The organism is Paenibacillus kribbensis, assembly GCF_001705305.1.
Classification (GTDB): Bacteria; Bacillota; Bacilli; order Paenibacillales; family Paenibacillaceae; genus Paenibacillus; species Paenibacillus kribbensis_B.
Window position 1 is genome coordinate 34,211 of record NZ_MCBP01000001.1, and the last position, 21,394, is coordinate 55,604.

18 protein-coding genes are annotated in these 21,394 nt (G+C 47.6%); 2 read left to right on the forward strand and 16 right to left on the reverse strand.

The features are described from left to right. Positions 1-67: 67 nt before the first annotated feature. The 15 genes from BAZ21_RS00140 to BAZ21_RS00210 form a co-directional block, all read right to left on the reverse strand. On the reverse strand, positions 68-2,143 hold the full coding sequence (locus BAZ21_RS00140) for an IucA/IucC family protein (RefSeq protein ID WP_084011476.1): 2,076 nt from the start codon (positions 2,141-2,143) through the stop codon (positions 68-70). Between the two features lie 87 nt (positions 2,144-2,230). Further along, entirely contained in the window at positions 2,231-3,463 is a 1,233-nt protein-coding gene (locus BAZ21_RS00145; RefSeq protein ID WP_068496084.1) for a type III PLP-dependent enzyme, read from the reverse strand. Between the two features lie 25 nt (positions 3,464-3,488). After that, positions 3,489-4,250: an HpcH/HpaI aldolase family protein gene (locus BAZ21_RS00150; RefSeq protein WP_068496085.1), complete on the reverse strand. Its 762-nt coding sequence runs from the start codon at positions 4,248-4,250 to the stop codon at positions 3,489-3,491. Further along, the gene (locus BAZ21_RS00155) at positions 4,244-6,160 is read right to left on the reverse strand and encodes an IucA/IucC family protein (protein ID WP_084011477.1); all 1,917 of its coding nucleotides are present in this window, start codon (positions 6,158-6,160) and stop codon (positions 4,244-4,246) included. Before BAZ21_RS00155 ends, BAZ21_RS00150 begins: the two co-directional genes overlap by 7 nt. Further along, positions 6,157-8,124 (reverse strand): IucA/IucC family protein, encoded by a 1,968-nt coding sequence (locus tag BAZ21_RS00160; protein WP_068496086.1) that lies wholly within the window; start codon positions 8,122-8,124, stop codon positions 6,157-6,159. The genes BAZ21_RS00155 and BAZ21_RS00160 overlap by 4 nt, the downstream gene beginning before the upstream one ends. Before the next feature lie 23 nt (positions 8,125-8,147). Then, the gene (locus BAZ21_RS00165) at positions 8,148-9,617 is read right to left on the reverse strand and encodes an MDR family MFS transporter (protein ID WP_068496087.1); all 1,470 of its coding nucleotides are present in this window, start codon (positions 9,615-9,617) and stop codon (positions 8,148-8,150) included. Positions 9,618-9,629: 12 nt separating this feature from the next. After that, on the reverse strand, positions 9,630-11,039 hold the full coding sequence (locus BAZ21_RS00170; protein WP_068496088.1) for an aspartate aminotransferase family protein: 1,410 nt from the start codon (positions 11,037-11,039) through the stop codon (positions 9,630-9,632). A 168-nt stretch (positions 11,040-11,207) separates the two neighbouring features. Continuing rightward, on the reverse strand, positions 11,208-12,122 hold the full coding sequence (gene folE2, locus BAZ21_RS00175) for a GTP cyclohydrolase FolE2 (RefSeq protein WP_068496089.1): 915 nt from the start codon (positions 12,120-12,122) through the stop codon (positions 11,208-11,210). A gap of 239 nt (positions 12,123-12,361) precedes the next feature. Next, positions 12,362-14,230, reverse strand: coding sequence for an alpha/beta fold hydrolase (locus BAZ21_RS00180; protein ID WP_068496090.1), 1,869 nt, complete (start codon positions 14,228-14,230; stop codon positions 12,362-12,364). A gap of 61 nt (positions 14,231-14,291) precedes the next feature. Then, complete coding sequence (locus BAZ21_RS00185; protein WP_068496091.1) at positions 14,292-14,870, reverse strand: TetR/AcrR family transcriptional regulator; 579 nt, start codon at positions 14,868-14,870, stop codon at positions 14,292-14,294. A 69-nt stretch (positions 14,871-14,939) separates the two neighbouring features. After that, positions 14,940-15,284 (reverse strand): cupin domain-containing protein, encoded by a 345-nt coding sequence (locus BAZ21_RS00190; protein ID WP_007430290.1) that lies wholly within the window; start codon positions 15,282-15,284, stop codon positions 14,940-14,942. Positions 15,285-15,359: 75 nt separating this feature from the next. Beyond that, complete coding sequence (locus tag BAZ21_RS00195; protein WP_068496092.1) at positions 15,360-15,695, reverse strand: YolD-like family protein; 336 nt, start codon at positions 15,693-15,695, stop codon at positions 15,360-15,362. A gap of 12 nt (positions 15,696-15,707) precedes the next feature. Beyond that, positions 15,708-15,902 carry a hypothetical protein gene (locus BAZ21_RS00200; RefSeq protein ID WP_007430288.1) on the reverse strand — a complete coding sequence of 65 codons (195 nt, stop codon included), beginning with the start codon at positions 15,900-15,902 and terminating at the stop codon, positions 15,708-15,710. 140 nt (positions 15,903-16,042) lie between these two features. Continuing rightward, positions 16,043-16,531, reverse strand: a complete 489-nt coding sequence (locus BAZ21_RS00205; protein ID WP_068496093.1) for a hypothetical protein — start codon at positions 16,529-16,531, stop codon at positions 16,043-16,045. Between the two features lie 88 nt (positions 16,532-16,619). Further along, positions 16,620-16,979 (reverse strand): response regulator, encoded by a 360-nt coding sequence (locus BAZ21_RS00210; RefSeq protein WP_068496094.1) that lies wholly within the window; start codon positions 16,977-16,979, stop codon positions 16,620-16,622. Positions 16,980-18,186: 1,207 nt separating this feature from the next. On the opposite strand from BAZ21_RS00210, the gene BAZ21_RS00220 reads away from it, so the two are divergent. Beyond that, on the forward strand, positions 18,187-18,816 hold the full coding sequence (locus BAZ21_RS00220) for a TetR/AcrR family transcriptional regulator (RefSeq protein WP_068496096.1): 630 nt from the start codon (positions 18,187-18,189) through the stop codon (positions 18,814-18,816). Beyond that, complete coding sequence (locus BAZ21_RS00225; protein WP_068496097.1) at positions 18,813-19,787, forward strand: alpha/beta hydrolase; 975 nt, start codon at positions 18,813-18,815, stop codon at positions 19,785-19,787. Before BAZ21_RS00220 ends, BAZ21_RS00225 begins: the two co-directional genes overlap by 4 nt. 564 nt (positions 19,788-20,351) lie before the next feature. Here the strand turns inward: BAZ21_RS00225 and BAZ21_RS00230 are convergent. Continuing rightward, entirely contained in the window at positions 20,352-21,338 is a 987-nt protein-coding gene (locus tag BAZ21_RS00230; RefSeq protein WP_068496098.1) for a metal ABC transporter substrate-binding protein, read from the reverse strand. Between the last annotated feature and the right edge of the window lie 56 nt (positions 21,339-21,394).

The following is a 21,394-nucleotide window of genomic DNA, read 5'->3' on the forward strand; positions in this document are numbered from 1 at the left end:
GCTATGAGAACTCTTTTCATTATATATAGACTGAGTCGGATTTTGCAAAATGGAATTGCGCTCAAGCTTATAAAGGATCTAAATTTTTGGAATGATCAATATTCAAATGATAAAACGGGTTCTGTATACGGCTTTGACCAGACGGCATACTGCCGGGTACGCCGGACTGCTCCAGCAAAGGTTTAACCAGCAGCTTGAGCGGCCACTCCGGATTTTCAAATACCATTTGCTTGATTTCCCGGCGAACGTCAGCCTTGAAGGGCACGCGGTGGATGGCGTTCTCCAATTGTTGCCTTAATACAGACCACAGGGACGGTTCGTCTATGCCATAAATATCTGAAAGTGTATCTATAATCGCGTACAGATTTACTTGAATGCCCAGCGTTTGCAGGTAGAATAGCAATTTCTTTGGTGTTTCATTGTACAGGCTGTTGGAATAGCCGGGTCGGATTTGGTATTCAGGATCGGCAATCCCATGCTCTGTCAGCCAGGGTAGATGCAGACGAACAGAGTCATGGTCGCGTAGCAAAATGTGTTCGATCTTTCCGTTTTTCCAAACCAGCACACAGTTTTGTCCATGGATCTCAGGCATAAGCCCGATGCGGTACAGGCGCAACATGATTTCAAAAAACGTCAGGCAGACTTCACCGAACAGCTGTTTTACCGAAGTTGATGTGTCAGGAAGTCCGCGTTCAGCAGCCCATTCCCGGAAAAAATAATGCTGCTTTGCAGCCAATGCAGACATGGGAATAAGGCGAACGGCAGGATCATGGATTAATTCGTGCGGATACATCCGCGCCATCGCAGCCAAATGCCGGGGTGGATCGTCATACAGGCTGCCGTTTTTCGGCATATAAGCCCACCAGGAGCCTTCATCGCATAAAAACAATCGCTCCTGAAGCTGCGGGTCACGTGCTTTGGCCTGCTGCAATAAGGCTTGTCCGCGATCCCCGTTAATCAGCTTCACAGCAGGCAAATAGCGGGATGCCCCCAGTGAAAATACGCCTAGCGGCAGCTTCACATAATTGGGACCGCCATCCTTCGGAGACAAGGAGCGTACAGACGAGGTCGCCTGAAAGGTTCCAGCCTTTACATCCAGCGGAACCCACACTTTGTCTGCCTGCTCGGCGTGCAGATGTTGGGGCAGCATATACGTGAGCTGCCACGGATGAACAGGTATCGCGATATAGTCGGCAGACAGTCCGCGTTCCTGCATCTCCTGCTCTACCAGTTGACGTTCGGAGCTGGACAGAAGAAGGTCGTCAGGCTGCTGTCCATCGTATGGACGTTGTATGTCCAGTTCAGCTTCGGTTGCTGTTGCTTCTGCTTCTGTGCCCGCAAAATGAGGCCCCTGTGTGATGCCCGCTCCGGTCATAATCGCGTCCTTGCAAAGTGCTACCCAGCTTAGCGTGATATCCTGTCCAAATTCAGCGATATATTTTCGATAGTCCTGCTCGTTCAAGCCTGTTTTAGCTTTGGATACGGGGTGAAAAGGGCGATCACGCAACGAGGAATGCTGTTCCAGGCGTTGAAAAGCCTCAGTGGGTGATATTCCCAGGATATTGTCATCTGCCAGTCCACTATCCAGCGACCATGCGGTTTGCTGAATTGTCTGCTCCAGTAGCTGAACAAACCGCCCCACTCCTTCCTGGCGACGATATTCCTCGTCCAGACATTCCTCAATTACACGTTGCATCAGCGTCACCGGGTGAAGCCATTGGGCATAGAATTCTTCTTCCTCTGGATGCCGCTGAATTTCGTACACACCACCTGACCGCAAGTAGCGATAGGGCTGAACCACCGCAGCGTGTACAGGGAATAAGATACTGTGCTGCTGCTCCCGATCCACCCACCAGCGGTAAAGGCTAATCGGACCGCCATTTGCAGCCCTATCCCCATTGGAGTCAGCAGCTTCATTCTCCTTAAAAGAAAACAAGTCGCTTAATTCAGGCTGAACGCTAGCATAGTAGCTTTGCCATTGCGGGATAGACAACAGTTCAGCATCGGCATGCTCCCAAAACCCTTCCGCCAGTAATGTGTTTACAAGATCCTGCATAACATGGCTTTCAGCCTGTTTTTGTCTTTGCAGACGCGTTGCTTCTTCGGATGAAAGCACCGGGTTCGTGTTTAATGTGGACTTCATACAGATTCATTCCTCCTTCTTCATGTTAGATGGGAAGCACCATCTGTCTGCGCAGTGGCACTAAAGGTAACTCTCAAGTTTGGTTTATCAAGTCTGGTTTATATAGTAGAAACGCGGATGGGGATGGCTGAGGAAGTCATGATGCGAAATCGTCCAGCCGTAGGCCCCGGCAATGTGGAACAGCAGAACGTCTCCGATCCGCAAATGCTCTACGTGCACCTCGTGTGCAAGCACATCCTTGGGGGTACAGAGCTCTCCTGCAATCGTCACCGCTGTCTGTCGCCGCTCTGTTCGCGGGAAAGGATATGCCCAATTGTCAACAGTAATTACCTCAAAAGGCTGATTATGCTGCCACGACACCGGCAAACGAAAGTGGTGGGTTCCCCCGCGAATAATGGCGTAATGCTGATCATGATTGGTTTTGAGGTCGATTACTTCTGCCGCATAATACCCGCAGTGTGCCACGATGTAGCGCCCGGACTCAAAAATCAGCTGGATGCCGGGAATACGATAGTCCTCCAATACTTGCTGCAATTCCTCTATAAAATCATTCCATTCGAACCTGCGCTCCAGATCGGTATACGAAATGCCAAAGCCGCCGCCTGCATTCAGATAGCGGATGGATAGATCATGCTCCTGAATCCAGCCCTGCACGCATTGCAAATACGTAGCAACCATGCGGGCGTGTAGCCTGGCATCCAGGTTGTTGGAGAGGGAATGCATGTGAAAGCCCTCCAGCTGCACAAACGGCAGACTTTGAACAAGTCGGATTGCTTCCGGTACTTGAATTTCGTCTATGCCAAATTGAGTAGGCCGACCGGACATTGTAATGCTCGCCTCTGGCAAAGTACGCCGCAAATTAATGCGCAGCAAAATAGCTACATGCTGTTGTCTGCGTTCTGCAATCCAGCCGATACGCTGCAGCTCATGCAGACTTTCGGCATGAATCAGCATCACATTGCGCTCTAGCGCTTCCTCGATTTCAGCGTCCTTTTTCCCCGGACCGCCAAAAATAATCGGCACATCGGCTGATACTTCACGGATGATACGAATTTCTCCGATGGATGCCGCTTCAAAGCCTTTCACAATGGGAAGCAGGCTGGCGATCAATTGAGGATCGGGATTGGCTTTGACCGCGTAAAACAAACTGCAATCGTCGGGCAAGCTGCTCACACAACGTTGTGCCCGTTCCCTCAGTGCACCCAGGTCATAGATATAGGCGCATACCGGTTGCTGCTCTCGTTCCCGTGTTTGCTGGATAAGCTTTTCCACATACGAAACGATCTGCCTCCCAGACAGTGCTGTAACAAGCTGACTCATGTTCATCCTCCTTTAATGTTGCGAGCTAGCATAGGCCGGACCTTCTTGCTTGCAGGGCACGAAAAGCAATTCCCCGCTCATCACCCAGCACGAAGGCATGGACCCCTTGCTCCACCCATGCACTGTATTCCCCGTCCCTTCGCGGAATGGCACAGTACGGAATATTGGCTTCCCGTGCAGCTTCAAAGACCCGCTGTAATCCCTCCTGTACAATCGCCGCATCAGTCTGCCATGGCACACCGTACGATTGCGATAAATCTGCGGCTCCTTCCAGCACCATGCCAAGGCCTGGTACGGATAAAATATCTGCAATACGCTTCACGCCTAGTTCGCTCTCAATCATCGGCACCAGCATGATCTGATCATTGGCCTGCTTCATGTAATCCACCAAACTTCCCTTGCCAAATGCGGCAGGTCTGCCACTGTTCAGGCTTCGCTTGCCCTTCGGGCTATATTTTGCAGCCTGCACCAGTTCCTCCATCTGCTTCCTGCTCTCCACATGCGGAACGACGATCCCCTGTGCTCCGCTGTCCAGCACCCGTAATATGACCTTCGCATCGACCTCGGGCACACGCACCAAGGGCGTGATTTGTGCGGCTTCCGCAGCACGGATCATATGCTCTACGGTCTCGGGATTGATCATGACATGCTCCATATCAATGATGACAAAGTCATATCCGGCATGTCCGATCATCTCGACCGTAAGCGCCGCCGGGATGGAGGCAATCAGGCCGAATACCTCCTGCCCTTTCCGCAGCTTCTCCTGAAGCCGATTGATCGTTAGCATTGGGGCTCCCGGTGTGCATACAACGGATTGGTCCCCGGCTTGAAGTGAAGATCCTCATCCCCGAGCAGACGTCTTTTCATCAATTCTTCAATTTGTACGGTTGGGGCAAACAAGTCAAACAAGTGGAAACGCTCCTCGTGCTGAGGATGCTGGCGCTGATAATCATGAATGACCTGCGCAGACATCTGCCAAAATCGCTGCTCGTCCAGTTGATAATGCTCGGCAAGAAACATCGCCAGTTCGGCGGCTGCAATAAAGAAAAAAGCATCGTAAGTAAAGTCGCGTACATCCTCCGGATTATTCGTTTTGATAAAGGAATTACGGTTAATGCGGGCATGACTTGGCGGCTCAGGATGAAGATGCGGACATTGATCCGGCTCCGTCAGATGGTTCACGGAAAACCTGACGCCATCATGGAAATCCTTAAGTGCCACCCGCGTCGGTTGTCCGTTTCGGTGAATCAAAATCAAATTCTGACCATGAGATTCCATACCGATCCCATGCGCATACAGCATATGAATAAGCGGCGATATGGTAGCCTCCAGCACCCGGCGGGTCCATTCCTCTACGCCGAATTGCTGTACCCATGGATCAATGAGCGGAACCCCGTTTTTCTGCACATAACATAATCCGTTAAAAGGTATCGCGTCCTCATCCGGCTGCAAATAGCCGTGAATACTTTCCCGCCACACCGTCCCCAGCGAGCCGTACGTTTTCGCCTGACGGTATTCGGGCAGCTGCTCGTAGTCAAATGTGATACCCAAAACCTCACGCAAAACAAAGAATCCCTGTTGAGCGGCGTATTCATCGTGCTCCAGCAGTCCATGCAGCCAGTCCGTGATGAGTGCCCCGTTCAGCACGGTATGCCCAGCCATGATCCGGCTGGTCGAGGTGTTCGTAATACTGAGCGACAGCTTCACATAAGCGCGCTCCGGTGTCGTTCGGTTGGACAATGTGCGGATCGACTGCTGCGCCTGATACACATCGCTTGCTTCACCGAGCCATATGATCTGCTGCTCCGCCAGCTCTTGATGGAACCGGGGCAAAATGACCTGCTGCCACTGCCACGGATGCACAGGCATGAGCCGATATGCCTCCGGTTGCTGACCGTAGCTGGTCAACAAGGCTTGGAAGCGCGCAACTTCACTTTCTCCCAGCTCCTGGTGAATAAATGTCTCATAATCAATCGCCTGCGATTGTCCCGCCAGACTGTGGCTTTTGGCAATGGCCAGCCACACAGGACGAATCGGCTGCTTGAACTCTGGACCATACAGCTCATTATCTGTCAGCGTGAATCCAATTCTGGATTTATAGCATGGATGATACGGATGTCCGTCCCCCAAATTGCCTTCCAGCTCATCATATCGACGCTGGTCATCTGCGAGAGATGGCGCTGTCAAATAACTTTGCGCCTGTACATCCTTGAGTAAAGTTTGCTCCAGCTCTTCTATAAAGCGTTGAAGTCGTTCTCCCTGCTGTGCGGCGCTGAGGACTTCGTTCGCAAAATCTGCCAGCGTAGCCGTCGTTTCGCTTCCGTCTGTCCCGACCCGTATGACTGGAATACGAACCAGCCGAATACGCCCAAAGCTGTTCATTCGTTTTCCGACAGAACGGTATTGAACGGGCTGCCCTGAGGTGTCCTTGCCGTATAATATATAATGCTGGCGACCATCTTCCACAGCATCGCCGCAAGTGTCATAAGGCAAAATTTCTTCATATAACAATGCCTGAATCAGTTGTCGGATGATGCGCTGCTCGACCTGTGTAAAGGTATCTGAGCGAAGCGCTTGAATGAAGCGCTGAGTGGCCGAAGCGGTGCCAGAGGAAGTTGTAGAAAGATTGCTTGTGGACAAGTTATCTGAATTGTTAGTTCCAGAATTGTCAGTTCCAGGAGTGTTGGTTATAGTCATGAAGTCACCTCACGAATCTGAATTGGATTAGGAATCGGGATAAACGAAGGTGTATCCCCTCTGGATTGAAAGCAGCTTATAAAATTGGCTTTGGCGGGCAGTGTAGGATTAGTCAATAAATCCTGGATATACGCGGCTAGACGTACACGAGCGTCTGAATCTTGCTTCGAGCCTGTTTCCCGCTCCTGTTGTACTTGTACTTCATCCTGTGCTTCTAGTTGTTCCTGTAATTGCTCCAACACCTTGCGGACCACTCCCCAATACTCCTGCTCACTATGCTGTTGATGAACCGCAAGGGCATGAATCAAAGCACCCAAGTGATTCACAAAAAAATAATAACGGGTACGCAGCCACGGCTCTTGTGCACCATATAAGACAGGACTATCCTCAGAAATCAGTGAACCGACCCATCCGGCTGCCTCAGCCTGTTCACGTACAATACTCACACCCTCCAAATCACGTACATAGTAGCATTCCGGCCATCCGTCCTGAAGGGACAGAAGCGAATTTTGCACATGGGCTTCGAAGGCGATCCCTTTCACCGCAAGCAAACGCAGCATGGGGACCATGGATATGTGGAGATACCGCTCCAGCCAAGCTGACAGGTTCGGCTGCTCTCCAACGTTACTCGAAGAATGGTCCCGAATCACTCCAATCAGCCGCGGCTCCTGTTCACCAGGCAGCGGCTCCAGCAAGGATGCCATGACATAGGTTGATTCAGCGTTCAAGTCCATCGGACGGTAAAGAACCGTAAACTGGTCCGACAGCTGCTCCAGCTCGTGAACCGCTGCTGTTCCTTCTTCTAGTGCCACTGGACCAGACTCCTGTCCGGCATCATATTTTGCATCCGAACCTCCCACCCATTCTGTCTCGTTATTCGGCTTGAAGCATACACGGCTATAGCCCGTTTCTGTCAGCACCTTGAAGGCCTCGGATTGGATATGGGATGACCATTCGGCTGAAAGATCATGGATGACCTTCGCAGCATCCAAGGTACGCCGAGCCTGTTCCTGCGTATTATCGCGCACCAGATTCGTAATTCGGACATGCAACGGCAGCTTGTAGCCGTTTCCGGTTTCTACATTCCATACTGTTCGTATGGAAGAAGTCGGATAAAAAACAGGGCCTAGCGCTCCCATAGGAATCAGTTGCCGCTGTCGTATCAGGCTTTGAATATACGGTTGCCGCAACACATGCTTGGCCTGCCAAGGATGCATTGGCAACATACAATAGTGTTTCAGTTCCTCTCCCCATTGGCGCTCGGCATGCAGTCGTACAGACGGGTCGATGGCGCCCCTGCGATACTCTTCACCAATCCATTCCTCCTGTACGTTATTCTTATGAACCGCGAAATAATACAGCTGGAACACCGCGCTCATCTCGGGACTGTATAATGGAAGCTCATCATCGGCAAATCCCTCCGTGCTTTTCGGAAAAGGATGAAAGGGATGTCCGATCAGCAAAGACTGCTCCGAGTCTATATACGTTAAGTCTACTTCTTGGCTTGAGCCTGTGGATGTACTCCCGTTTGCAAGCTTCAGATGCTTGCCCATAAAAAGCGTCATTTTGTGCAGGCTGTTGCGAATGCGCTGCTTCATCTTTTGCTGCTCCGCTTCTCGCTGCTCGGGATTGGCGTGGTAGCCCAACTCGTCCAGCAGCCATTGTATGATCTCATCCATCTCAAGCAGTCTGCCGGCTCCTTCTTCCTCCGCCTCGTACCACTCGTTCCCATACACATGTTGTCCGGTCGTAGAAAAATGAAGCAGCGTACCTCTGACCTGTCGCCCGGTCCGTGGCAGAATCATCCTCACATCCTGTGCCACCGCATCCATTCTCGGGTCAAATTGCTGCGTTTCCCGCAGATAGCTGTTAACCAAGGCCCGCAGTGTCGCTTGTTCCGCCCAAATTCTGCTCTTGGACCATTCTCCAGCGGCAGCGGAAGCCTCCTTTGATTGTGTCAGCATGTATTTATTCTCTCCCTTCCTGTTCAAGCTTTAGGTGCAGACGCAGGCGCTTTCACTTCCGAGGTATCACGGGATGCACGACGCGCTTCTTTTTCAGGAAGGAATGCGGGTGGCTTGAGGAAAAAAGCGGCGGGAATCGTGAGTAAAATGAGTATGCTCATTCCAATAAAGCCTTCCCGGATCGCTTGCAGCGTCCCCGTTTCCACCGAATAGCCCGCCACCAGCAGCTGAGCCTTGCGAACCTCAAAATAAATCGAAATGACGACCATTCCAAGCGAGGAGGTCAGTCTGCGCATTACATTATTCATCGCCGAGCCTTGGGCTACAAGCTTATCGGGAATCGCATTCAATCCGGCGGTGGTGGCAGGCATATTGGACAGCCCCAATCCAATTCCCCGCAGCATCATGAGGACAAAAATAACCCAGAGCGGTGAATGGAGCTGGAGCATACCGAGCATCGCCGTAGCCGCACACGTAAGGATGAGCCCCGTGCTGATAATCCCTTTAGGCCCCTTGCGATCCAGTTGCTTACCTGCAAGGGTGACGAACCAGCCTGTGCATATAGCAGAAGGCAAAAACACAAGCCCTGTCATCATGGCGTCATAGCCATATACTTGTTGAACCAGCATCGGAACCAGAAAAATGCTGCCAAACATCGCAATCGCCTGTACACTCGCCACGATCACGCTGAGGCTGTAGGTAGATATTTTAAAAACGTGTACATTCAGCAAGGGCTGTTCCTTGATCAGCTCCATTCGTACAAACACCACCAGCAAAATCCCCCCGACAAGGAACAGCAAAATATGCAGCGGGTCAACTACATCTGCCGCCGTCGTTGTTCTACCCAGCGCAAACAGAATGAATCCTACCCCCAAGGTGATCGTTATAAATCCGCTGCGATCAAAGGTGCGCGACGGATTACTGCGCGTGGCGGCCAAGTAGCGTATTCCCAGCAGCAATCCCAGCAGTCCAGTTGGCACATTCATAAGGAAAAGTACCTGCCAGCTGCTAAGCGACAGAACGACTCCTCCAACTGTAGGCCCAAGCATCGGGGCTGCCATAATCGCGATCCCCCATATTCCCGTAACCCTGCCGCGTTCCTCTTTGGGAAAGGCTTCAAAAATCAGCGCCAGCGACAACGGAATCATCAGTCCGCCCGCTATCCCTTGCAGTCCACGACACATGATTACAGCAGTGAGCCCCCATGATATCGAACCAAGCAAGGAGCCTGTAACAAAAAGTGCGAGTCCCCCCAGGTAGATTTTCTTTTTTCCAAAGCGATCCGCCAAATATCCGGTTAAAGGCATAGTCATCCCCATCGTGATTAGAAAAATGGTAATGAGCCAGCTCGCCGTAGCAGCGTTCGTATCGAACACCTTAATGAAGGACGGAATCGCCGGATTCAGCGAACTGTTATTCAGCAAAACCGTAAAGGTGCCGAGCATCACCGTGATGACGACCTTCCATTGATCAGCCACAGCATGGTTTTTCATCCCGTAGCCTGCTTAGTCGTGTTCGTGCTGCAACCCGGCATAGGCTGCATGTACCGCTTCATTGAAAATAAGGAATATGTCGTCAATTTGGCGCTCCGTTACAATCAACGGTGGTAAAAAGCGAATCACGGCAGAATGCCTTCCCCCAACCTCCAAAATGAGTCCACGTTTCAGGCATTCCTGCTGTATTTGAGCAGCCAGCTTCTTGTGGGCTGGATGATGTCCCAAATGATCCACCGGTTGTCGGTCGTCCACAATCTCTACCCCGATCATAAGCCCCCGGCCGCGTACATCTCCGATGCAGCCTGTTTGCTGCTTCAAGATGTTCAGGCGGCCCATTAATTGTTCGCCTCTGGCTGCAGCATGGTCGGGTATATGGTGCTCCTTTATATATTTCAGCGTAGCCAGTCCGGCAGCCATGGCCATCTGATTGCCACGAAAAGTACCGATATGCGCGCCCGGATTCCATACATCCAGTGCTTCGTTATAAATGACCACCGACAGCGGCAGACTACCGCCAATCGCTTTGGACAAGATCAATACATCGGGGATAATATCCGCATGCTCAAAAGCAAACAGCTTGCCTGTACGTCCAAGACCGGTCTGGACTTCATCAATAATCAACGGGATATTCCGTTCCCTGGTAATGCGGCGAATTTCCCGAATCCACTCGACAGGCGCAGGAATAGAACCGCCTTCCCCTTGAACAACCTCCAGAATAAAAGCACATGGCGTAACGATCCCGCTCTCGGGATCATCCAGCAGATTCTCAATATAACGACTGCTAAGCGCATGCGTCTGCTCTCCACCTACTCCAAATGGGCATCGATACGCATAGGGATAGGGCATAAAATGAACATCCGGTATTAAGCCCTGCACCCGCTCTTTTTGTCCCAAAGTCCCGCTGAGACTCATCGTTGCGTGGGTCGAGCCATGATAACCGCCTTGGAAGGAAAAAATGCTTCGACGGCCCGTAGCCGTTTTGACCAGCTTGATCGCAGCTTCCACCGCATCGCCTCCGGTTGGACCACAAAATTGGATTTTGGCTTGACGGGCAAATTCAGGAGGCAGACTGGCGAATAGCTCTTCTACAAATTGCTCCTTCACTGGCGTGGTCAAATCCAGCGTATGCAGAGGTCGTTTTTGATCCAGCAGCTCTCTGATCGCTTCCAGGACCACTGGATGGTTATGACCGAGTGCCAAAGTTCCGGCCCCGGCCAGGCAGTCAATATAGTTTTTTCCATCCATATCCTTGACATAGATGCCTTCTGCTTCGGCGATGGCTATCGGAATACGCCGGGGGTAGGATCTGGCATTGGATTCCCGTGCAGCCTGGCTTTCCAGGTAACGGGTGTTTTGCGAGATAGCAGTTGCAGCTTTTGACAACTCGATCACTCCTTTGATATTGATAATCATTTTCATTAGATTCACCTCCTTATTATATGGAATAAATACCCTGATTCCATGGACATTTCAGACCGGAATTTGGACAAAAACTATTTTAATTCCTAAAATAGAATAAAAAACCACAGTAAAAATCGTCATTTCGACCATTTTCACCGTGGTTCTGTGGCTTTCCATCCTAAAGAATCAGGAACGTGGTTTTTTATATGAGATTTTCGCTATGGCATCATGCAGATGAATGGATTCTTCATTTCGGCACTCCACCGTGAAGGCACGAACGGCCTTCAGCTCGACCAAATCAGCGGCAATTAGCCTCACCATATCCTCGACAAAACGCGGATTTTCATACGCTTTTTCAGTTATCGCCTTCTCGTCCGGGCGCTTAAGGATCGGATGCAGCGGAGCGCTGGCATTGGATTCTGCTGCATTCAGCAGCATGACCTTCCAGTCCTGCTCCATGTCCAGTTCATCTATGCGCGCTTCCATAGTTACCACGCCACGCTGATTGTGGGCGCTGTACTCGCTGATTTCCTTGGAGCACGGACACAAGGTTGTTACCGCCACTGTCAGACCAACCACGACACGGCTTCCCCGTCCTTCCTCATAGGTGATTCGGATTAGCCCCTCGGCATGGTTCAGTCCCGTTTTCCCCAGCATAGGGGAATGCCGTTCGTAGAACCACGGGAACGAAAGCTCCAGTTCAGCCCGTTCCTGATTCATCCGCGCAGTCAGACCTCTTGCAAAACGGGCGAGCTGCGCCAAATCCGTTGTTCCACCCTGCTGCCGATACTCCTCCAAGTGCTCTGTCAGACGGCTCATGTTAATTCCTTTGGCCTCACGATTCAACGAGGTTGTTAGCTTAAAGATTCCGATGCTTACCTGTGAAGCAGGGGCTAAACCCGCCTCCACGGTAATGGGGTGCTTTACTCTGGCGATGCCCACCTGTTCAATGTCGAACAAATAGTTGCGCTGCTCATTTTGCAAATCGGACATATGCTCTTTTAATGTGGGCTTATCTCCCGGAATAGGGTCCACCGAACCGAACAGCCGATGACGCTCTGCCTTGGAAGGCAGTTTCGAGGTTACTCTATTTTCTCTCACACTGATGACTCCTTCAATTATAATTGCCCAAGGCTACCAGAAGCTGTTCTCACCATCTTGTCTTTAATTGTAATAATTACGATTAATCTATATTACTACAAAAGAAACCCACGGTAAACCTTCATAATCCTCTCTCCAACGAAAAAAGCCGCCAATATGGCGACGTCCTCTATTCACTCTATGATTTTATTTAACGGACCCACCCACCTTGGACCTGATTTATGCTTGACTGGTCTTTTTTACGCTCTAATATTATTCTGCTCGATGTGCCGCTTTAGCAAGTGCGCTGTTTGCTCCGGTTGCGAGATCGGAAAATGATGTGCTGCCGGAATATGCAGCGTGTGAAAGCCATGAAATTGTTCGGGCAGCTTATAAATTTGATCCTTCATTCCCCATACAATCGAAATCTTCTCCTTGGACGGTGGCCCGGGGATCTCGGATGCAAACCGAAAATTATCCGCTCTTGTTAACATGGCCAGCGTTTCCGCAGTCGTCTTTCTTACGCGGGGAGAACGCAATTCCTCAAGGACATACGTGATGTATGCTGGCGGGATTTCCTCCATGTTTTCAAAACAAATCTGCGACAGCAATTGCTTGCGCAAGCCTGACTCGTTGAGTCTGCCCAGCACGCTCTCCGTAATTCGTGCACTCCGATATCTGCGCGGAGCGGGATGGAATACAGGCTGCAACAAATGCAAGCTGCTAAGGCGCTCAGGTACACGTTCCCACACTTTGACAGCCAATAATCCGCCGAAGGAATGACCAACAAGGTTGATCGGTGTTTCAAAAGTTTCGATCGCTTGTACTAACGATTCGATGTGACCCTCCAGTACATCCTCCTGATGATGGTAAGGAGATCGCCCAAACCCGGGGAGATCCACCAGGCAAACGGAGGATTCCGGAAACTGCTCGGCCAGCGGTATCAAGCAATCCGCCCCACTCAAAGTACCGTGGACAAACACCATCGGTGGATTTTCATTTTCCACTCTTCGTTCTAGCGTAGCCAAAGGCCCGCGCCTGCTGCGGACATATCCATCTGTATCCATGCGGGAATGTGTAATTCTGTAATCAAGGTCCGTAATGACAAATGGGAAAATGTCCGTATTTACCGTCTGTGTCAATCCGTGTTTATGCTGAATCCCTCGCGTCGCATCCAGTGGGTAGTCCACATCCACAATAAAATCGAGTGACTCCTTTGGAATCCCCAGCTTTCGCCCCATTGGAGTGCCCAGAATGCCGGATAGCCAAGCGGGTGAAATGGAGCCCCACGGTTTCCGAACTCGAAGCTCCTTCGCCATACTCGTTCCCAGCTCCATCATGGTCGGGCTCTGCTGCCTTTCATCCATTAGGTAGTATGTTTCACTGACAGGGTGTGTTTCCTTGGCAAGCACACTGATGAATTCGGCTGCATGATCTACGTGAACCATAGGAAGCCAATGAGACTTGCCGCCCGGAATAAGACCCATGAGCTTGCGCGCTGTAGAAGCCACAAGAATGCCAAGCCCACCGGTTTGAGGCGTATCCCCGTGTGCTGAGTCACCAATGACCACGCTCAAATGGATAACCGACAGTGGAAATCCTTCTTTGTGCGCCCCCTGACGGATACGCAAATCAGCCAGGAATTTCATACGCTCATAGGGAGGAGCCTGTTCCAAATGAGCAATGACAGGCTCCGGGGCATTCCAGTTATGATGATTAAAAGGGCTTTTGAATCCAACCAAATGGATAAAATGTCGTAACCCCTTGCTCGCATGAATATGTGCAGCCAACGTCAGCAGCTCTTCTGCTGCTTGCAAAAAAGCGCCTCTCGCCTCCTCCTCTCCCAGCAATATGTCCATCGGTCCTCCTGCGTGAATCACCACATCTACTGTCTCAACCCGCTTCCTGTCAGAAGAACTCAGCCCCAGAGCGGGTGCACTTAAGTCACCGATAACCGGTGTTAACTTCCCCGTATGCCATGCGGTCTCCAGATTCATTTGCCTGCATATTTGTTCCCACTTCTTCAGCGAGCGGACAAGAACGGTAACGGTATGCTCCTCCCGGGAAAGTTGCTGTAGCGTATGCATGCCGATAAAACCTGTACCGCCCGTGATCAAGATATGTGCCATAAATATAACCTGCTTTCTATATTTTTTAGTACTATATAGTGCTAATCATGATTAAAAAAAATCACTTTAGCAGAAACGCTAAAGTCATTTTTAAATTTACAAGTATGCCTGGGTCTTGACCTGCATGTTGTAAAAAGAGTGCGCCTTCGATAGCTGAGACAATGAATTCAGCCGTCGATCTGGCAGGAAGTTCAGCCCGAATCTCCAAACTCTCCATCCCCTCGTTTAACAACGCTTCCACCGTGGTGATTTGGCTTTGAAAAAATCGGCTCACTTTCTCTCGAAACAAGGGAATATCCCGAGGCATTTGCGTGTACAGAGTAATAAAGGGACAGCCGCCTAAATAATCTGTCTCTTGTTGAGTCAGCAATTGAAGAAGGGTCTCCAGACGTTCCTGCACAGATTGATCCTTACGTGAAACCACCTCAAAAATCAGCTCGTTATACGTTCGAATCAGTTGGTCCAGAATAGCTGACAGCAGCTCTTCCTTGCTTTTAAAATAATAGTAAATGTTCGTTTTGGATACATTGCTGACAGCCACAATTTCGTCCATGCTTGTTGTATGATAGCCTTTAGTAAGGAACAATGAAGTCGCAATGCTCAGAACAACATCCCGATTGGTCGTTTTATTTTTTTTCATCATAATTAGCACTATACGGTACTAAAATGTACTTGTCAAACTTCACTTGTATTTGTCTGCCCCAAAATATTAGTTTTCGGCCAGCACCCGGTCACCTCTAGTCGCAGGCTGAGAGATCACCAAAAACTCAACATCCTCATTCGTTTCATTAAACATCTGATGAGCGATCAAAGGAGGAATCTCACAGCCTTCCTGAGATCCTAACTGGATTCGTTCGCCATCCACTTCAAGTATCGCTGTACCTGATAAAATAAAGAAAAATTGACGGGCATGATGATGATAATGTCTGACCTCGTGTGTATTGCCAGGCATACGCTCATGAATAATGCTCAAATCTTTATGATTCACCAAACGCCAACCATCACATTGATCTCCCCATATATAGTGTTCAGCATTGCTTTTGCTTACTTTCAAATTGAATTCCTCCTTCTTTTTGCAGCTACTGCTTCATTTTAAACGTGAGCTTAAACGACTACAATCCTATTGTTGCTATATATTCGCCTCGATAATTTCCTCCAGCTTAATCCAGCTAAAGTCCTCTTCTCCGCGGGACAGCTTCACTTCTCGCCGACTCGTGTTAATCACCGTTACAATCCCACACAACTCCTCGTCATCAAACGGATTAAATACCCGCAGCGTAATAGACTTCCGTTCATTATAGGAAATGATAAGGGCCTGTTCAATCTGCCACATTTCCTGATCGTCCAGTGTCGGCTTGTCACGTCTGCCCTGCTCCTTCATTAGTCTCAGATACGCATCCCGATGCTCAGGCAAGATCATGCGCGAGCTTTCCCATATGCCATTCCCTTCAAGCTTTTTCCCCATCGTAAACGCCTCCTATGCTGTTTGGGTTACAGGATGCCATGCCAGTACATGGTCTAATCGAAAAACGCGTGGCTGGCCTGTCAGTAAACAGGCAGCCCGTATCAAACCATTTTGCACACGATGCACCTCAATGCGCCGATGAGACAGTTTGCCCTTTCGGTCCATATACACGATTTCCACGATCTGCCCCACGTATTTTTCCAGCATGATCCTTCACTCCTTATCAGAACGTTTGTTTGTATTATATGCGAACATGCGTTTGATTATCAATGTAAAAAATCCCCTGAGGGATTTGACTCTCTCAAGGGATTTTGATACCTGGGAATTATGCAATGGCATATATAACTTTAAAATTCATAGGTGGACAGCTTAATATCCTCTTTATTCAAATCTTTTAATGGATAAACAGGTCCATTCCAATAAGTCAAAATATCAACGGACTCACTCGTGCCATGTTTTTTTAAAGTAAGAGCCAGTTCAAGCAACAAATGAGGAAGCTGATAAGAACTTGTTATAAACTGCACCTCTTCCGGACTTTCACAGTCCTCTGCTCGATAGAACACAAAGTACCCCTCGGTATGGTCCCCCATGAGTACAATATAACGAGCCAGGAATATAATTTCACCATTGGAAAAAGGAATGGAATGCGTCGAAGCAGGAATCAAATCCGTCTTTAATCCCTCTATACGCAACGTGAGCTCATTGTTAAGAGCATCCGTTCTATCTCTATGTTCGCTTATGAGCTGTTCATAATTTACAGGAACAAGCCCTCCATTCCTGATCGTAGTGATCAGTTCATCTATAAATACTTTTTGAGACAATACCCGATTGCTCATCCTCTTCATCTCCATATTCGTGAAAATAGCCATGGATTTCTTATTTCAAATTGTTCAATTTTTATGTATTAAAATCTGTATTTGTTAACTAACCAAGCATTTTTGAGACTGCATTTACGACCCTTTCCATCTCAAATGGCTTAACAATAAAGTCTTTTGCGCCTGCCTGAAATGCTTTTATAATCGCTTCGTGCTGACCCAAAGCAGAACACATTAGAATATTGGCTTTTGGATCAAGCTCGGCAATTTTTTTAACGGCCTCAAGTCCATCCATCTTAGGCATATTGATATCCATGGTGATTAAGTCTGGACGAAAGTGCGCGTATTTCAACACAGCATCATACCCATTTTCTGCCTCTGCAATTACAGAGTGACCTAAATCCAAAAAAATATCTTTAAGCACAGATCGCATAAATAAAGAATCATCCACTATTACAACTGTTGCCAAAATAATCGCTCCAATCTGTTATAAGATTATATCTATCTCCAAAGTTCAATATCGGTGAAAAAACGAGCATAATTAATAGAAAAAATCTGTAAAAACAAAAACGCTACCATTGAATTATAAAAGCAATTGGAAACTAGATACTATTGAATTAGTTTTCAAAAAATCGTTTCACAATGACGTAATTCGTTCCTGTAGGGTAAAGATCACAAAGTACTAGGTATTCAGTGAAACCTTAGCACTATTTTAAAAAGTTACCTATTGTGCCACTTCGCAGACGGATGGTGCTTCCCATCGCCACCGTCCCCGGATTTCCGGAATAAAAACTTTCGCTTGTACAGCACCATTCCGCCTACTCCGTTTTCATGTAATTTACGAACCCGTTTTGATTAAACATTTTCTTGTATCTTTACGGATATGTCTCCTGTTAGACAAGATGCTAATTGAATAGATGCAGTGCTCCGATCCTCCACGTAAAAACGATGCAAACCCGTTTGATAAATTCTCTCCACTCTTGCCAAATGAACAGCGCCAGTTAGAACATACATAGCCTGGCTTAATAAGATAAGCCTCGCTCGTTTCATAATCAAGTTCTTCCTCTTCCCATACATGAACAATCACGATCTTCTCAAGCACAGCAATGTCTGACATGCCTTATCATGGTGAAAGAGCAGGTATTAAATTGCATGTTGCCTTGCAGGCTGACAGCCTACAACCTCTGAAAGTAAGCGAAAGTATTGGCTCTTAACATGACAGACCAATGAGTGAGAATTTGGCCCGCGTTAATTACATTATGGTAATGGACCGAGCTTATGGGAAATTAGAACGCTTGGATCGCTATAAAGAAGATGGACAGTCGTTCGTTGTTCCCTTAAGAGACAACGTCCCTCAGTGTCGCTCTAAAAACCACCACTATCTCCACATTATAGTGTAAAGCTGAAATTTTCGTACTATGTGCCTTTATACCTTTGAAAATCCGTTGAAATACTTAAGGAAGGCGGAACGTGTACTCATCCAAAATAACCTGATAAAAACAAGCCGGAGGCACATGTTGGACAGCACTCCGGCTTATTTTTATATGTTGAGGTTCATCCTGCTCGTAAGTAAGATAAAATCACTCTTGCTATAAGTCGTAATTTAAGATATATTATTAATTAAATAATCGATCATTTAATTAATTAAAGTTTAGTTTAAAGAGAGGGGAATACATTTGGCAAGACCCATCAATGAAGAAAAAAGACTGGAACGGCGTAAACGTATCCTAGAAGAAGCTGTTGTCCTGTTCGCAGAAAGTGGATATTCTAATACCACAACGGCTATCATTGCGCAGAGTGTGGGAGTGACTCCTGGAACCATTTTTCAATATTTCCCTAGCAAAGAAGCTTTATACTACGCCGCTGTCCTTGAGCCGCTTGCTGATATTCAGGCGAAATCGCTTGCTTGTCTACAACAAGAGGGGACGCCGGGTGTATTGATTAAGAACATGGTGGCAGAACAATTCAACCATATCTACTTCTATATAAATGAATTGCGGCTTGTTCAATCTGTCTTAGGACAACGAATAAGATTCCCTGAACTTACACAGAAGGTCCTTGAAAGTATAAAGGTAATGACAGATGCGATCGAATGCGTCTATGCCAAGGGACAGTTAATGGGAGAATTCAACAAAAGCTTTTCCCCAGCAATGATCTCTCGTGCCTATATCTCTTTCTTAAATGGAGTGGGCTTAACTCTTGGAGAAAGTATTATTCATCATCCCGAGTGGGAAAATCTGAAGGGGCATGCCTTTTATTTGTTTGCACCCATACAACCTAAAGAAAAACTGGAGGAGTCTGAATGAGTCAAACATCATTACAACCCGATCTGACATTTAACGTTCGTGTGAAAAAACGGAAGAAAATTTTATGGAGCCTAGGAATCGTGCTTTTGCTTGTGATGGCTCTTGTATTTTTTATATCTTATAAAGTAATAGACACCTTGTTGCACCATCCTAGAGACACTAATGTCAGCTACGAATTGAATATCGATAAGACTCCCTACGAAGAGGTCGAGTTCAAGAGTTTGAAAAATGATAATACGATTAGAGGTTCCTTCTTTCCTGCAAGTGGTCTTTCTGGTAAAGCAAGTAATAAGACGATTATTGTCGTCCATGGATATACGAGCAATCGTTTAGTCAAAGGGCGGACCCCAAAGTTAGTAGAGCATTTCGTTCCGAAAGGCTACAATGTATTGGCATTTGACCTCAGCTCGCAAGGTAAATCCGATGGTGATTTGATTACACTGGGCCTCAATGAAAAATACGATTTGCTAGGAGCTGTAAGCTATTTAAAATCCAGAGACCATACGGGTGATAACATTGGAGTTATCGGCTTTTCAATGGGTGCTGTTACTTCTTTGCTAGCCGCAAGTGAAAGTGATGACATCAAAGCCGTAATTGCGGATAGTCCTTTTCGTAATGCTGGTCTATTTCTGAGAGAGGGTTTGCCCTTCTTTTCAGGTTTACCTGCGTTTCCATTCAGTTATACATCGACATGGATGGCAAATTGGGCCTTTAAGGTTGATCTTGATTCCATATCTCCTATGGATGCGGTAAAAAAGATGCAAGACAAGCCAGTTATGCTCATTCATGGTACTGGAGATCAGCAAATTAGTTATAAAAATACAGAAATTATTTACGAGTCCTTAAAAGATAATCCAAGTGCAGAAGTATGGTACCCGCAAAATACGGAGCACATCGATGCCATCAACCATTACCCCACTGAATATTTCCAAAGAGTAGATCGCTTTTTGGATGAGTATGTAGGAAAATAAATTCAATCCAAGAGAGCCAGCTAGTGGAGAAGCTTGTCCTGACGAAGTAAAAATACCCAATAATATCAAGCATTTTTAGCCTGTAGTGTAGAAAACCACTACAGGCTTTTATTTGCGTTTTAAATGAAAATACATCACGCCTGTTGATTAATCATTTTCTAGGTTATTCAGGAACGACAAATAGACGTTAAGAGATTGAACAAGGTTTGTAAACGTGGTAGACTTTTTCATGAGGTCGCCTCTTTCAAATCAACTTCTGTGGTGGAATTGATTTTACAGAAAGAGCGACCTTTTTTCAATTTTTAAATTCCTATATTTTGCTTAATCAACAGGCGTGGTGATAGTCCTTTCTTTTGTATTTATTCATTATTATTGTTTATTATAGAATTTGAACTCGAAAAATGGACATTAAAACGAAGCAGCCGGAATGGTGCTGTACAAGCGAAGCGGTGGCGATGGGAAGCACCATCCGGATGCGCGGTGGCACGATAAGTAACTTTTAAGTTCAGCTTATATAGAATAAAAAACTGACACCGTGGTCATACCGATGTCAGTTTACAGACTTTATTCATTCAGAGCTTTCTTCAAAGCCTCCAGATTGTTTTTCATCACACCAAGATAGTCCAGGTTGTTCTGTTTGTCTTCATCTGTCAGTCCTTCGAGCGGATTCAGAACATCCGTTTTGGCACCGATTTCAGTGGCTACGGTCTGAGCCACCTTTGGATCTACGAGGGTTTCAAAGAAAATGGTTTTTACATTGTTTGCTTTGGAAAATTTGATGATGCCTGCCAGTTTGTCCGGTGTAGGCTCTTGCTCGGGAGAAAGTCCGGCAATCGGCACTTGAGTCAAACCATATTGCTTGGCCAAATAACCAAAAGCAGCATGCTGTGTAATAAAGTCTTTGCGTTTTGCATCCTTCAGACCTGTTTTGAACGCTGTATCCAGATCCTTCAGCTTGGCAATATAAGCGTCAGCGTTTTTTTCGTAATCGGCTTTATTGGCAGGATCGGCTTTTACAAGACCCGCTTCAATAGCCTCTACTTCCTTTTGCGCCAATACGGGATCAAGCCATACATGAGGGTCCAGCACATGATCGTGACTATGACCTTCCTCTGCGTGTGCTTCGCCTTCTTCCTCCTCAGCAGTGCCTTCCATCAGGTTCAGCCCTTTACTCGCTTCAACTACAGCACGCTTGTCGTTGGCTGCGCTGCTCAAAGCCTGCTCTGCCCAGCCTTCGACGATACCATTATAGACAAATACGTCAGCGTCCTTGATCTGTGCCATATCCTTGGCGCTTGGTTCCCAGTCATGGGGCTCGGCACCAGCAGGAATCAGGGCCGTTACGTTCGCATGATCTCCGGCAACCTGTCTTGTAAATTCATACATCGGATAAAAAGTGGTGATCACGTTCAGCTTGTTAACGTTTTGTGCCGTACCCGGCTCGGTTGGGGAAGGTTTTGAAGCTGTATGATCAGATTGGGCTCCACAGCCGGACAAAATAAGTGCCAGCCCCGCAGACAATACAAATGATTTTTTGAACCATGTATTCATGTTCATAACTCCTTTAACTGTTTATTCTATATAAGCTGAACTTAAAAGTTTCATAT